Source organism: Crocinitomix algicola (assembly GCF_001661595.2).
In the GTDB taxonomy this organism is placed as follows: domain Bacteria; phylum Bacteroidota; class Bacteroidia; order Flavobacteriales_D; family Crocinitomicaceae; genus Crocinitomix; species Crocinitomix algicola.
On record NZ_LYPF02000004.1, the window covers coordinates 36,717 to 51,753 of the forward strand.

At 36.9% G+C, this 15,037-nt stretch carries 9 protein-coding genes; all 9 read right to left on the bottom strand.

The window, feature by feature from the left end; all coding sequences use genetic code 11:
* Positions 1–6: 6 nt before the first annotated feature.
* Positions 7–4,371: a CusA/CzcA family heavy metal efflux RND transporter gene (locus A8143_RS03310; protein WP_066756250.1), complete on the bottom strand. Its 4,365-nt coding sequence runs from the start codon at positions 4,369–4,371 to the stop codon at positions 7–9.
* A 105-nt stretch (positions 4,372–4,476) separates the two neighbouring features.
* Complete coding sequence (locus A8143_RS03315; RefSeq protein ID WP_066756253.1) at positions 4,477–4,959, bottom strand: hypothetical protein; 483 nt, start codon at positions 4,957–4,959, stop codon at positions 4,477–4,479.
* A gap of 76 nt (positions 4,960–5,035) precedes the next feature.
* Entirely contained in the window at positions 5,036–6,055 is a 1,020-nt protein-coding gene (locus A8143_RS03320; RefSeq protein ID WP_066756256.1) for a cytochrome-c peroxidase, read from the bottom strand.
* A gap of 1 nt (position 6,056) precedes the next feature.
* Entirely contained in the window at positions 6,057–6,836 is a 780-nt protein-coding gene (locus A8143_RS03325; RefSeq protein WP_066756259.1) for a hypothetical protein, read from the bottom strand.
* Positions 6,833–8,572: an efflux RND transporter periplasmic adaptor subunit gene (locus A8143_RS03330; RefSeq protein ID WP_066756261.1), complete on the bottom strand. Its 1,740-nt coding sequence runs from the start codon at positions 8,570–8,572 to the stop codon at positions 6,833–6,835. The genes A8143_RS03325 and A8143_RS03330 overlap by 4 nt, the downstream gene beginning before the upstream one ends.
* A complete protein-coding gene (locus A8143_RS03335) occupies positions 8,569–9,294 on the bottom strand; it encodes a heavy-metal-associated domain-containing protein (protein ID WP_066756264.1) in 726 nt (241 codons plus the stop codon). Before A8143_RS03335 ends, A8143_RS03330 begins: the two co-directional genes overlap by 4 nt.
* 11 nt (positions 9,295–9,305) lie before the next feature.
* Positions 9,306–10,553: a TolC family protein gene (locus A8143_RS03340; protein WP_066756267.1), complete on the bottom strand. Its 1,248-nt coding sequence runs from the start codon at positions 10,551–10,553 to the stop codon at positions 9,306–9,308.
* Between the two features lie 2 nt (positions 10,554–10,555).
* Complete coding sequence (locus tag A8143_RS03345; RefSeq protein ID WP_066756270.1) at positions 10,556–14,242, bottom strand: efflux RND transporter permease subunit; 3,687 nt, start codon at positions 14,240–14,242, stop codon at positions 10,556–10,558.
* 79 nt (positions 14,243–14,321) lie between these two features.
* Positions 14,322–14,792 carry an HYC_CC_PP family protein gene (locus A8143_RS03350; protein ID WP_066756273.1) on the bottom strand — a complete coding sequence of 157 codons (471 nt, stop codon included), beginning with the start codon at positions 14,790–14,792 and terminating at the stop codon, positions 14,322–14,324.
* Positions 14,793–15,037: the final 245 nt, after the last annotated feature.

Sequence of the window (15,037 nt, forward strand, 5' to 3'; positions counted from 1 at the left end):
ATATTTTTATTGTCCCAACAAATAAGCCATGCAGATGGCCGCTTCATTGTAATTTTTTATTGCAATTATGTAGTCTTTTTTTACTTGAATTCCGCGTTCAAGAATTTGGATATAGTTGATAAAATCAATGTTACCACTTTCATAACTCTGTTGTGCATTACTGATCATCAAATCAGCTTGGGGCAATCCTGTCTCCTCATAATAAGAGAGGTTTTGCATTTCTCTTAGTAGTTGCTGTAACTGAATTTGATATTGATTGTTTATTGAAATGAAATAACCGTCAGAATTGATTTGAGCATTCTCCATTTCAATTTTGGCCATTTTGATGTTTGATCTGTATGAACCAAAGAACAACGGAATAGTAACACCAAATTCAACTCCTGAGAATCGATCACCAATTGTACCAATAGAGCCTGATTGCGTTGGCGTACCAATAAGTGATTGATTGAAATACCCTATTGACAGATCAGGCAGTATTCGAGCTTTGTTGGTTTTGATTTCTGCGTTTGCTATTTCTACGTGTTGATTTGTATAGGCTAAAAAAGGATTGTTGGCCAATAGAGAACTGTCCTGTAAATAAGCCATTTCCATCTTAACCAATTCATCAGGCATAAAACTCAAACCGGTTGAATCATTGAGTAAAATACTGATCTCTCTTTGCTGAATTAGAATATCCGCCTTTAGGATGCTTAGCGAATTTCTGATTTCTAAAAGTTTGGATTCAGCAGTTACTTTTTCCAGAAGATTTGTTGCTTCTACTTCATATCTGAGCTGAGCTGCTTCAACAAATCGTGCCATCAATGAATCTTCATAAACCAATAGCTTTTTATATTCATTACGGTAGGTAAGTTGGTTCCATTCTTTTCTAATCAACCACTTTAGTTTATTTCGTACTACTTCCAACTCTAGCTCTGAACCAACGATTTCTTCCTTCGCTAAATTCCATTGAGCGGTATACACAGTAGGAAATTCAAAATCTTGAGATAGGCTAAAACCAAAATCTCTTTCAGCACTATTGTATTGCCCATACTGTCCATTGAAATTGGTTTTTCCAGGATTGAATGCTCCCTTTTTATTCTGTTGACTCAATTTGATTTGATTTTCGGCCAACTTTACGTCATTGTTGTTTTGAAAGCCTATTTCAATGGCTTGGTCAACATCAGTGATGACACTATCAGTTTGACTGTTTCCATGAAAAGGCATCATGAATAATCCAGTAATGATTAATACCGTAGCCAGACTACTATTAAGTTTAAGATTCTTGCGATTACTCATTTGTTCTGTCCATTTATAAAGTATAGGTAATACAAATAGTGTAAGGAAAGTTGCTGTGATCATTCCTCCGATTACAACTGTGGCCAATGGTTGTTGAACCTCGGCTCCAGCAGAGGTAGATATGGCCATAGGTAAAAAGCCAAGGATATCAGTTAAAGCAGTTAAGAGAATTGGTCTGATTCTTCGTTTTGCACCTAATTTGATTCGTTCATTTAAATCGTTTACTCCTTCATCTTTTAGCTCATTCCACCCACTGATGAGCACTAATCCGTTCAACACAGCTACGCCGAATAATACGATAAAGCCTACACCAGCTGAAATACTGAATGGCATTCCACGCATCCACAAAAAGAACACACCTCCAATTGCAGCTAAAGGAATTGCCATATAGATCATTAATGATTGTTTGAATGATTTTAGAGCAAAAAGTATTAAAATGAAGATCAGTCCTAAAGCAATGGGAACGACTATTTGTAGCCTTGCACTTGCTCGTTCTAAGTTCTCAAATGCGCCACCATATCGGATATAATACCCAGGAGGTAGGGTTAATTCCTTATCGAGCTTTTGCTTAATCTCTTCAACCAAAGATTTAACGTCTCTTCCTCTCACGTTGATTCCAACATACGACCTTCTGTTAGTATTATCTCTACTGATTTGCATTGGCCCTGATTGATAGCTGATATCTGCTATTTCTTTCATTGGAATTTGAGATCCATTAGAAGTGGTCACATAAAGGTTATTGATGTCATCTATACTTTGCCTGTGTTCTTCATCTAATCTCACAACAAGATCAAATCTCTTTTCCCCTTCAAAGATTACTCCTGCTGTTCCTCCGGCAAAAGCGGTTTGTATGAGACTATTCAATTCATTGATTTGTAATCCGTATTGAGCCACTTTAGCTCTATTGTAATGAACTGTGATCTGAGGTAGGCCACTCGTGGCTTCTACTTTCATATCTCCAATTCCATCAATACCGGCTATGATCTTACCTATTTCTTCTACTTTTTCTGAAAGGATATCAAGGTCATCACCGTACAGTTTAATTGCAACATCTTCTCGAACCCCTGTAATTAGCTCATTGAATCGCATTTCAATAGGCTGTGTAAACTCATAATTCACACCGGGTACTTCTTCCAATCGTTCTTTCATCATGTCAATCAATTCTGACTTTGATCTACCGGTTTCCCATTCGTCTTCAGGATGAAGGATCACAAAGACATCAGCAATATCCATGGGCATTGGGTCCGTTGGAACATCAGCCACACCAATTCTGCTGTAAATGTGTTTCACTTCAGGGAATTCATCCATGACGATCTGTTCTATCTTGGTGGTTGTTTCGATAGTTTCAGATAATGAAGAACCTGGTTTTAGTATGGCATGGAATGCAATGTCACCCTCATCCAATTGAGGGATAAATTCACCACCCATTTTACTGAAAGTGAATACTGTAAACGCAAGTAGAGCTATAGCTCCTAATACCACCCATCTGCCAACTTTAAGAACACCAGTTAAGGCCTTTTCATAGATTCGCTCAAAAAACTCAACTAGTTTGTCTCCCCATGATTTTTTCTTGGTTCCTGCTCTTAAAAACCATGCTGACATCATTGGCACATATGTAAGACAGAGGATCATTACACCAATCATGGCAAACATGAATGTTAGTGCCATAGGTTTGAACATCTTACCTTCAACACCTTGTAAAGCCAGAATTGGAATAAACACAATTAGAATGATCAACTGTCCAAAAAAGGCAGAATTCATCATCTTACTAGCAGACTTCTCAGCTATTTCATCACGTTCTTCCGCTTTTATTTTTTGACCTTTTAAGAGCTTGCCATGCATTAAGAAAACTGTACCCTCAACTATAATTACGGCTCCATCCACAATGATCCCAAAATCAATGGCACCTAAACTCATAAGGTTTGCCCATACCCCAAAAGCGTGCATGAGTATAAATGCGAATAAGAGGGATAATGGAATGGTTGAAGCTACAATCAATCCACCTCTCCAGTTACCCAACAGAAATACCAGAACAAAGATCACGATCAATGCTCCTTCAATTAGATTTTGACTTACGGTACCAGTAGTTTTGGCAATTAAATCACTTCTATCTAAAAATGGCTCAATATGGACCCCTTCGGGAAGAGATTTTTGGATTTCATCCACTCGCTCTTTTACAGCCTTAATTACATCATTTGAATTGGCTCCTTTCAGCATTAGTATCATCCCTCCAACAGCTTCCCCTTCACCATCTTTGGTGAATGCGCCGTACTTGATGGCTTTTCCAAAATGAACAGTTGCCACATCCTTAATCGTGATTGGAATTCCATTGACATTCTTGATGACGATATGCTCAATATCTTCAAGTGTTCTGGCTAATCCTTCTCCTCTAATGAAATTGGCGTAATGATCCTTTTCAATATATGCTCCACCAGTATTTTGATTATTAGCTTCTAAGGCACTGAATACTTCAAGCATGGTTACATCCATTCGCCTAAGCTTGTCAGGATCAACAGCAACTTCGTATTGCTTAACGTCACCACCAAAAGCATTGACTTCTACGACACCTGGCACCATTGACATTTGTCGTTTGACGATCCAATCCTGAACGGTTCTTAGGTCAGCTGGCGAGTAATCATCTTTGTATTCTTCATCAACTTCAAGGGTATATTGATAGATTTCACCCAAGCCTGTTGAGATTGGCCCCATCTCAGGTTCACCAAATTCAGAAGGAATGTCATTCTTTACTTCATTTAGCTTTTCAGACACCAATTGCCTTGGTAAATAGGTGCCCATATTATCCTCAAAGACAATGGTGACCACAGAGAGGCCAAATCTTGAAATAGACCTGATTTCAACTACACCCGGCAGGTTAGACATAGCAATTTCTACTGGATAAGTCACAAACTGCTCAATGTCTTCTGTTCCCAAGTTCGGCGCTTGAGTGATGACTTGTACCTGATTATTAGTGATGTCAGGAACGGCATCAAGTGGTACTTTGGTCATACTCCAAATTCCACCTACTATTAACGCAACCGTCATCAGGCCGATTAATAGCTTATTCTTTATTGAAAAATTTATTATTCGATTGATCATAAGATTTTATTCTTGTTCAACATGATCCTGCTGAAGCGCAGGAAATAACCTTAACATCCAATGTTGATCAGCACTGAACGTTCTAACAAAGTTCACTAAGAACTCTTAGCAAGAATAAAATGGAGGTCCCCTTTGAGGTAAAGTAAAAAGATAGGCTTGACTGTCAAATCGAATAGGTGGCCCATTGACACGATTTGAAGTAGTCGATATTTTTTGACCAATTAGTTCATATTCTAAGAAGATGGTAAAATCTGAAGTTTGGTCATTATCTTGTTGCAGTGAATTTTTAAACTGAACATTTTCTTGACTTACTGTATGCTCAGCATGACATCCGGAGCCATGATGCTCCAAATCACTAAATAGACAAACTAAGTAGTCCATCCATCCCTCGTCAAAATGATCCCCATGTGAAACATGGTCATGCCCATCTAATGCCAAATCATCATGATCATGCTGGTGGTGTTCATGATTGTGTTCATGCTTTTCTTCAATACCATTACAATTGACCTCGCAGTGAGGGATCAAAGAATGCCCATACCCTAATAAATAGGTAAAAAGCAATGTGACTGATATGACAGATTTCAACATATTCACTGATACAAAGGTAGAAATTATCAATTAATAGAATTCTGGATTAATCAAAATGTGAATTAAATAAACTATTTCACTCAAAAGGATTTGAAAAGGCAGGGTTAGTAATGAATTCGTAATCTGTCAAACATTCCAAAAAGCGGATTAAATCTTTCCGCTCTCTTTTTGATAACTGAAACGGTTTGATTTTTTCACTTTTATTAAGATGAGACTTACCTCCACTCTCATAATGCATAATAACCTCTTCCAGTGTTGCTATGCTTCCATCATGCATATAAGGAGCTGTTAATGCAATATTTCTTAATGTAGGAACTTTGAATATTGCTCGATCCGCCTCTATTTTTGTTGCACGTTGTCTTCCTGAATCAGCATAAACTTCATATAGTCCATTATTTTGAACGCTAAAGTCCGTAAAATTGAATCCTGAATGACATTCAACACAATTGAGTTCATTGAAAAATAAATTCATTCCGCGTTTTTCGGAACGATTCATTACATTATTTTTCTGATAAACCTGTTGATCATACTTTGAATTTCCACTGATCAGTGTCCGTTCAAATGAGGAGATAGCACGTGTAATAACATAAGGATCAGGCAGACGCTCATAGGCTTCCACACTCATTCTAACATAAAGACTATCTTTTTTTAGCTTTTCAGCAATATCGACTATATTAGAATTGAACTCAGCATGCTCTTGAATCGGAACAAGGACTTGCATTTCCAGTGTTTTTAAAAAACCGTCAAACAAAAGTGTTGGATTATATCCCACATTGGCTAGTGTTGGGGCGTTTCGCATACCCAAGCGGCCTTCTACTCCAGGACTTATCACTTTATTGTCAGCAAAGGCAAGTGTCTGATTGTGGCAACTTGCACATGAAACAGTACTGTCCACAGACAGAATAGGATCATAAAAAAGCATTCTTCCCAGTTCAACACGAGTTTGAGTTAATGCATTTCCTTCAGGGAATTCGAGTTCGGGAAATCCTACTGGAATATCAACTTCATAAACTGAAATAGGGTTTTTAGTAGCATTAAATGCCACAAAAAAACCACTTAAAAGGACTAAAGACCCTATAATCAACACTCCTCTCATCTTATTTATTAATAATTATAATTGGCAAATGCATTTCGTTTAGGCTTTTCAAATTGACTTTGCACTGCTCCTCGGTAATAATTAAATCGCCTCCCCTTAAATTAGCAAAATCTTCAACACCTTTCAATCGACAATCCGAATTGAAGATTGATATACTCGTTTTTCGAAAACCATTTTGCGTGATTACCCTTTTCATATTTTCGATACTGATTTTAGAATTCTCACGAGTTTCATTGGTATCAATAAATACCAAATTGAGATTAAAATCAATAGTATCAATCAAGTTATTAACCAATGAGACACATTGCGGTAGTAATGTATGGAAGTCGGAAGATAACACAACATCTTCAATGTTTTTGACCTTGAATTCATTACCTACGATTAATTTTACAGGGGTAAATTCGCATAAAAAATCAAGAATATCCGTGTTGTCCACTTCAAACATTTTTCGATCCGTAATAACAAGGGTATCTACGTTATGTGTATTTTCTGTTGACCGTTCTTCCTGATCATAAAGAAGATATGCTTTTCGCGCAGCCACTTTTTCTGCTCGAATCTCCATAAGCAAATGATCCATGACTAGACGGGCCTCGTTCATATCTCGTTTGGCTTGTGGGTGACTATCTCTTACCGTTCTGCCTAAACTTTCCCAATTTTGGGGAGCTGTAACAAAATGATACAAGGTAATCTCCAACTGGAGTATTTGTGCCATTTGAATGGCTGCTTGAATGATGATTTCATTATTTGTCGATTTACTAATCAACACCGCTATTCTTTTCATGATCCTAATTTTTCAATGGTTGATCCACATCCTAGCATTCGATCTCCGAAGTAAGGATTTTTAATTTTTTCTTCGGTACTAATCCATGTTGCACCTACTCCACCATTTGCCATTGGACAACGCTGTAAAAAGTAGGTATTGTCTCCTAAATCAAAAGAGCGAATTAGGTTTTCGACTGCTTTAGATACTGGATCAAACGCTTTTCTTTGATTGTCTAATGATTCACTCATCAATTGATCTTTATGAGCTTTTATGTTATCCACCTGTTCTATGAGAAAGGTTTTTGGTTCACCTTTGATTAAGTCTTTTTGGATATTTTTAAGTGATTCATACATCTTTTGTGCAGCACCTTTTACATTCAATGGCTTGCTTTCAATCAATGCATTTTTCATTGTTAAGTAATCATCCACCAAAAAGGTTAACTGCTGTTCCAACACAATGGGAATATTCTCACTAAATTCAACTTGCCCATTACCATCAGCCTGATTTTCGTTATTTGATGTGATTTTTCGATTCATCATACTCGATTGATTGTTCAATTGTGCCGCTGCATCAATTACAAAAGCACCATTTGTAACAACTTCGTCACCTAAATAAAGACCATCAATAACTACATATTCTTCTCCCACAGCTTCACCAATCTCAACTTCTCTATATTCAAAAGAGGGAATATCTGTGTCTTGAACTTTTACATATACGATTGATCGAGTTCCTGTCCAGAGCACAGCTGTTTTAGGAACAAGTAAAGGAGAAGATTCAAAAGCTAAGTCGCTTTTAGAGGTATTTACCTCTCCGTCAATAAACATTTCTGGTTTTAACTTTCCGCTAGAATTTTCAACATTTGCTCGAATTTCTATTGTCCTTGTAGTTGGATCAACAATCGGATTAATGAATGAAACTTGAGTCTCAAATCGTTCATTTGGGTAAGCCTCTGGAACGAAAGCGATTTTACCTCCTTCTCGAATATTAGATATATCACTTTCATACACATCAAACACAGCCCATAGTGACGATAAGTTTGTTATCTCAAACAGTGCATCCCCTGCTTTTAAATGATCACCAACAACGACTTTTTTATTGGTTACAACTCCTGTATGGGATGCATAAATCACGAAGTTTTCTTGAATTTGTTTTGAGGTTATAACGTGATCAATTTGATCTTCTGTTATTTTCCAATAACGCAGTTTGTTTTTTGCTGCTTCAACGAATGCAGGATTAGAATTCTTTAGTTTTTCAGCTTCTAATAATTCTTGCTGAGCTGTGATTAATTCGGGGGAGTAAATCACTGCGATTTTTTGTCCCTTTCTTATTTCTTCTCCTGTATAACTGACAAATAAGCGTTCAATTCGTCCAGAAAACTGTGTGACCAAATTCGTGGTATACTCCTCATTTGAAACGAGCTTTCCAGAAATTTTCAATGAATTATTCACACTGAATTGATCGGAAACTACTGCTGTTTGAATGTTCGATAATTTCACCGCTTCATCCGTCATTTCAAGCACTAAACTACTCTCGTTGGATTGATCTGATTGGGGGATTAAATCCATTCCACAAATGGGACAATCTCCAGGTTCGTTTTTTCGAATCTGTGGGTGCATAGAACATGTCCAAATTTCTGAGGTATGCTCATGTTCAGAGTGGTCAGTTTCGAGAGTTTCTTGTGGATGGTAAAAGAAAATCCACCCTAAAAGAATTCCCCCTCCTAATAAAGCTATATTGATCAAATAATGTTTCATAAACTAAATGTTAGCATAGTGATCGCCATAACAATCATGATGGCATTCTCTATAAATGTAGCCTCTGTCATAGGTAGTTTTAAAGCCGTTCCAAGACAGGCGCATCTGATTGTTTTTTTGCTCAACAAGGTTTGAGTGACACCAATGGTTGTAATTCCTAAAACGATAATTGTGGCGATAAGCGCAATCGGAATTTGAAAACGCATCAGAAATGCTATCCCAAGTGCTGTTTCTATAAAAGGATAAATCCAAGCATAAATCGGTAATCGTTTTGCTAACGGATCATACATTCTAAAAGAGTCAGGAAACCCTTTTAGATCAAGTAGCTTAAAAAAACTAAAGACAATGTAAAAAAGTCCCATAAAATCAAGCATTACTTCTCCGATAGTCCAATTTTTGTAATGCATAAGATTACTACTCACTGTGATATAGAGTAAAATTAAGAGAAGCGGCTTCAGTTGCTGAATCTTACTTTTTTCTTGGGTTTCGAATTCAGAAGTCGCACGAGCTGTTTTTTGAACTTCTTCTGAAATTTTATACTTTTCAGATAGTGCGGATTGAAGCTGCTCAAGAGGAATGTGAGTGCTCATTGAAATCGAGGCTTCACCCGATTCCAGATTTATCTGGACATCTTCTACTTGGTTTATATTTATTAATGACTGTTCTACAGATGCCTTACATCCGTTACATGTCATTCCTTCTATTTTATATGTATGTTTCATTTGTTGTTTGATTAAAAATTTGTGAGACGCTCGATATTTGCAACTGCAATATGAGCTCTCAACATGGATATTATCTTCTGTTTTTTAAATAGCAGTAATTCTTGTTCCAATGAGATTAAATCATCAAAAACAGAATGATCAGCTGTGTAGTTTGCCTTCAAAATTTCAAATGCTTGTTTCGCAATTGCAATTTGTTTATTAGACACTTCAAACGAAAGCAGTGTATTTTCGTATGTGCTTTTGAATACTGCTAACTCACTGGTTAATTGATTTACTAGCGCAGTTTTTTCGTAGGCCAGTACTTCTTGATTTAAAGCTTCAACCTTTCTGGTGTTATGATAAGTATTTCGATAAATTGGAATACGTAGCATTACTTTTGGAATGAAAATATCTCTACCATTACCTGCGGGATTAGCATCTGTTCGTTGTCCGACAAGCGCATAGTCTAATCCGATTCCAATTGAAGGAGAATTACTGGTTTTATTCACAATCAGTCGATTCTCTGAAGCTTCTGTTTGCGCCTGCAATAGTTTGGCTAACGGATGATGTTTCTCTATTCTTTCCTGAAATAGCGCTAAGTCAAAATACAATTCGGGTAAAGTCAACGTATCCTCAGAGCTGATTTCAAAATTCGTGATGGATTGGTTTGTAATTTCATTGATACGCGCAATAGCCATTGCTTCATCATTTTTGATTTGCATTATATCATTCTTTATGGTTTCCATTTTCATTTGGATTCTCAATACATCAGTCATTGCTCCCTGTCCCGTTTCCATTTTTATAAGACTCAGTGTCTCTAATGATTTTAGGAGTTTGATTTCTTCCTCCAATAAGTCTTGCGTTTCATAGAGATAGAGCAGTTCATAATAGTTGATCTTCACACGATAAAAAAGATCAAGCTTTAAAGCTGAAATTTTTTCGTATTCCTGTTTGGACATAGAGATAAGTACATCTTCCTCAGCATCAAGTGCTCCAAACCACGGAAACATTTGGCTAGCACTAACCATAAGGATTTGTGGCCCTAAACGTGTTTCAGGTTGTAAAATCGGAATTCCAACACCTATTGTTGGTTGATCCAATTGTCGCGCATTTTTTGTTTGAATTACAGCTGCCTCGTACCTTTTTTCCAAGGCTCTTAGTTTAGGATTTTGAGCTGTTGCTAATGCAAGTAACGAATCCAATGATTGGGCAAAGCAATCTTGTTTTTGGACACCAATCAACAAGACGACTAAAACGATTATATTTTGCTTAATATTCATGTTTAACTGGTTTTAAGTAAGTTGTTCGATTTCAATTTGAGATCAATCTGCTTCCAAATACAATACAGTACGGGCACTGTAAACATGGTAATGAGGTTGAATACCATGCCTCCAAAGGAAGGAATGGCCATAGGAAGCATAATGTCAGCTCCCTTTCCTGTAGAAGTAAGTACAGGAAGTAATGCTAAAATTGTTGTTGCCGTCGTCATCATGGCGGGCTTTACTCGTCTCAATCCTCCCTGCACTACAGCATCTTCAATAGCTTTGACGTTATTCGGTTGGTTTTTCTTGAAGCTGTCTTTGAGAAAAGTTGCCACAAGTACACCGTCATCAGTGGCAATACCAAATAAGGCGAGAAATCCTACCCAAACGGCTACACTTAAATGTATTGTATGAATTTGAAATAAGTCCCGCATATTTGTTCCGAAAAGACTAAAATTCATGAACCATTCTTGACCGTATAGCCAAATCATAATGAAACCTCCTGCAAATGCCACAAATACACCAGAAAACACAAAAAGGGAAGTAAGTACAGACTTAAATTGGAAATAGAGGATTAAAAATATGATCAGTAATGCAATCGGTAAAACAACACTGAGTCGCTTGTTTGAACGAACCTGTTGTTCGTAATTTCCTGCAAATTCATAAGTAATTCCGCTTGGAACAATTAACGTTCCATCATTTATTTTATCCTGTAGGTATGCTTCTGCATTTTGAACCACTTCAACCTCCGAAAAATCTGCTACTCTATCAAAAAGTACATAACCCAATAAAAAGTTGTTCTCACTCTTTATTGCTTGTGCGCCTTGTTCATATTCTACATCTACTAACTCTTCTAATGGAATTTGCGTGCCATCTGGAGAAGCGATATAAATGGACTTGATTCGTTCTGGATCATTTCTAAGTTCCATAGGATAACGGACACGAATTCCGAAACGTTCTCTTCCTTCCACCGTAGTACCAACATGCTTTCCACCTATTGCAGTTTGCAGTTGACGTTGAACGTCGACAATTGTTAGCCCATAGCGACTGATTTTTTCGCGTTTTATGGCCAACATCAAATAAGGTTTTCCTACGATTCGTTCTGCAAAGACAGCTTCTGTCTTTACGCCTTTTACTTCTTTTAAATGTGTTTCTAATTGAAATCCAAAAGCTTCTATATCCTCCAAGTTTGTTCCCCTCACTTTTATCCCCATTGGCGCACGCATTCCTGTTTGTAGCATGACAAGTCTTGTCTCAATCGGTTGTAGTTTTGGTGCAGAAGTAACACCAGGAATTTTTGCTGCGTTTATGATTTCATTCCAGATATCATCAGGAGATTTGATATGTTCACGCCATTGTCTGAAATACTGTCCGTTATCATCAGGGATAAGATTGCCTGAATTATCATAAACAAAAGCACCTTCATAATCTGTTTTAAACCGAATTTTTTGTCCATTTTCATCTTGGATATATTCAGATTTATATGAAATTATGTGTTCATACATGGACATTGGAGCAGGGTCTAATGCACTTTCAACCCGCCCTGCTTTTCCAACTACCATTTCCACTTCTGGAATTGTGTTAATTGACAAATCGAGTAGACGAATGTTACTTTCATTCATTTCCATACCAGCGTGTGGCATAGCTGTAGGCATCAATAAAAACGATCCTTCATTTAGCGAAGGCATAAACTCTTTTTCGGTCGATTTGAAAATCGTAAATCCTGTGTAAAGCAGTAAAACAATCACCCCTAGAAAAACGTACTTGATACGCAATAAAAACCGCAATATCTTTTCGTAAAAATGGATCACACCATAAAAAGAACCAATTAAAAGAATAATGATTAAGAGTACGAAAATGAAATTTATAAATATGCTTTGTGCAACACCAAGCGGCATCCAAATAGATGCGAGTAACCAGGTTACGAGTAGTGCATAAACCCCATTTTTGATGTAGCCGAATTTCTTAAGCCAAGGTTCTTGTTTATTTTCTTGAAAATAAGCGTTTAAACCACCACCAAGGGCTACAACAATACCAAGCATACCAAGAAATGAAAATTGGCCGAATAGTAATATACTTCCAAAAATGAATAGCAGCCCGTTGACCAAATACTTAAAAATTCGTGGTTTGCTTTTTATTTTAAATAACTGTTCCGCTATTGGCGGAATTACAGTAATAGCGAGAAGTACAGCAGCTAAGAGCGCAAAAGACTTCGTATAAGCAAGCGGTATAAACAATTTACCCTCTGCCGCTTGCATAGTAAATACAGGTAAAAAACTAACAATCGTTGTTGCGATAGCCGTAATTACGGCAGAAACAACATCAGTGGTTGCTTTATAAATGGTTGTACTGATGGTTTGTGTTGGTGGTGCAACAGCTAATTGAGCAGTCATGCTTTCGGTTAAAACAATTCCCATATCCACCATTGTTCCAACAGCAATGGCGATACCTGATAATGCCACAATGTTCGCATCAATACCGAAATACTTCATGGCAATAAAACACATCAATACAGCAACGGGCAATGATCCTGCAATGAGTAAAGAAGATTTGAAATGAAGTAACAGCAATAACACAACAATGATGGTGATTAAAACTTCAAGTGTCAGGGCTTCTTCTAATGTTCCGATCGTTTCATGAATTAATTGTGAGCGATCATAAAAAGGAATAATCTTTACATGAGAAATGCGACCATCCGCTAATTCTTTTTGAGGTAATCCTACAGCAATTTCCTCCATTTTTTGTTTGATATTCTGAATCACCTCCATAGGGTTAGCCCCGTATCGTGCAACGACAACTCCTCCTACTGCTGGAGCTCCAGATTTATCCAGAATTCCTCGACGTGGAGCTGGTCCCAGATGAACATGAGCAATGTCTTGAATACGAATGGGTGTATTATTAACCACCTTTACAACACTTTTTTCAATGTCTTCAACCTTTTTAACATACCCCAAACCTCTAACAAAATATTCAGCTAGATTGATTTCAACAGTTTGCGCACCAACATCCAAATTAGAGGCTTCAGCGGCTCTTACAACTTCATTTATAGTAATGCCATAGTTTTTCATTTTTTCAGGCCGTACATCAATCTGGTACTCTTGTACAAAACCGCCAATAGAAGCTACTTCTGATACACCTTCTGCTGATTGTAATCCATAACGAACATAGAAATCTTGTATCGTTCTTAATTCATGTAAATCCCACCCTCCAGTTGTTTTTCCATGTTCATCTTGCCCCTCAAGGGTATACCAAAAAACTTGACCTAGGGCTGTAGCATCAGGGCCTAGTGATGGGGTAACTCCTTCAGGAAGAAGATCAGATGGAAGTGAATTAAGTTTTTCAATGATTCGACTTCTGCTCCAATAGAAATCTATATCATCATCAAAAATTAGATAAATACTTGAAAAACCGAACATGGAATTACTCCGAACACTTTTAACTCCTGAAATTCCTAAAAGTGCCGAGGTTAAAGGGTAAGTAATTTGATCTTCTACATCTTGTGGAGAACGTCCTGCCCATTCGGTATAGATTATTTGCTGATTCTCTCCAATGTCTGGAATAGCATCAACAGGAACAGGATCACTTGGTAAATAAGACAAATTGAAATTGAAGGGAGAAACAACAATTCCCCAACACACAAATAAAATGACCATTATCCATGCGACTAGCTTATTGTCAAGAAAAAATTTTACGATACGATTTAACATTTTTCATTTTTAGAATGGAATAAAACACAGAATGCTCTAGTCTAAAAAGACCTAGAGCTTACTATTCTAAAAATGAAAATCAAATACGGAATACCTGTTGCAAAACGGTTATGTCTTGCCTCAGTAAGGGTGGTTTGTATGCCCTATAATTGGAAACAAATTTTGTTGGGTTAAACAATTGAAAATCAATCGCAGCATAAATAAGAATGGCTTGAATTTCATTCAAGTCAGTGTAATTCACAGTGGCTTGTTTTGTTGCGTCTTCCGAATCAAAATTTAATTGTTCGTCATGACAACAATTGTTTTGACAAAACCCATTTCCTTCCTTACTTTCTTGCTCGGCAAGATATTTTTTTTGGTGACAAGGCGGTAATTTTTCGAATTCTTCAGCGCTCAAGACATCCTTCTCCATATCGCATTTTTCCGCTTCAAATAAACCAATGCTTTTTATCTCATCTCCACAGAAATGGACTTCTAGGGAAAAACCTATTGTTGAAACCAGTAACAATGGAATCAATAAAAAGGGTGCTATGGAACGCAAAATTTTCATTTGAACTTATATACAAAATTAATGAAAAATAGTCAGACAGGAAAAATCAATGATTACAGCAACTATAAAAATTCATTAGAAAATTACAATTTATAAGTGTTGTTTCGGTTCAAAAAAAGGTAAGCCAAACTAAGCATGAAGCAACGCAATCCAATATCTGCAAGGGTTGTAGTAGTTTTGAGATATAAGTCTTCAAGTTATTAAACATTATCTTTAGTGAATCGACAATCTAAAATTTGGATCAA

Excerpts from the sequence above, each read along its gene's own strand:
- A8143_RS03310 (WP_066756250.1), bottom strand. The coding sequence starts at position 4,371 with ATGATCAATCGAATAATAAATTTTTCAATAAAGAATAAGCTATTAATC.
- A8143_RS03315 (WP_066756253.1), bottom strand. The coding sequence starts at position 4,959 with ATGTTGAAATCTGTCATATCAGTCACATTGCTTTTTACCTATTTATTA.
- A8143_RS03320 (WP_066756256.1), bottom strand. The coding sequence starts at position 6,055 with ATGAGAGGAGTGTTGATTATAGGGTCTTTAGTCCTTTTAAGTGGTTTT.
- A8143_RS03325 (WP_066756259.1), bottom strand. The coding sequence starts at position 6,836 with ATGAAAAGAATAGCGGTGTTGATTAGTAAATCGACAAATAATGAAATC.
- A8143_RS03330 (WP_066756261.1), bottom strand. The coding sequence starts at position 8,572 with ATGAAACATTATTTGATCAATATAGCTTTATTAGGAGGGGGAATTCTT.
- A8143_RS03335 (WP_066756264.1), bottom strand. The coding sequence starts at position 9,294 with ATGAAACATACATATAAAATAGAAGGAATGACATGTAACGGATGTAAG.
- A8143_RS03340 (WP_066756267.1), bottom strand. The coding sequence starts at position 10,553 with ATGAATATTAAGCAAAATATAATCGTTTTAGTCGTCTTGTTGATTGGT.
- A8143_RS03345 (WP_066756270.1), bottom strand. The coding sequence starts at position 14,242 with ATGTTAAATCGTATCGTAAAATTTTTTCTTGACAATAAGCTAGTCGCA.
- A8143_RS03350 (WP_066756273.1), bottom strand. The coding sequence starts at position 14,792 with ATGAAAATTTTGCGTTCCATAGCACCCTTTTTATTGATTCCATTGTTA.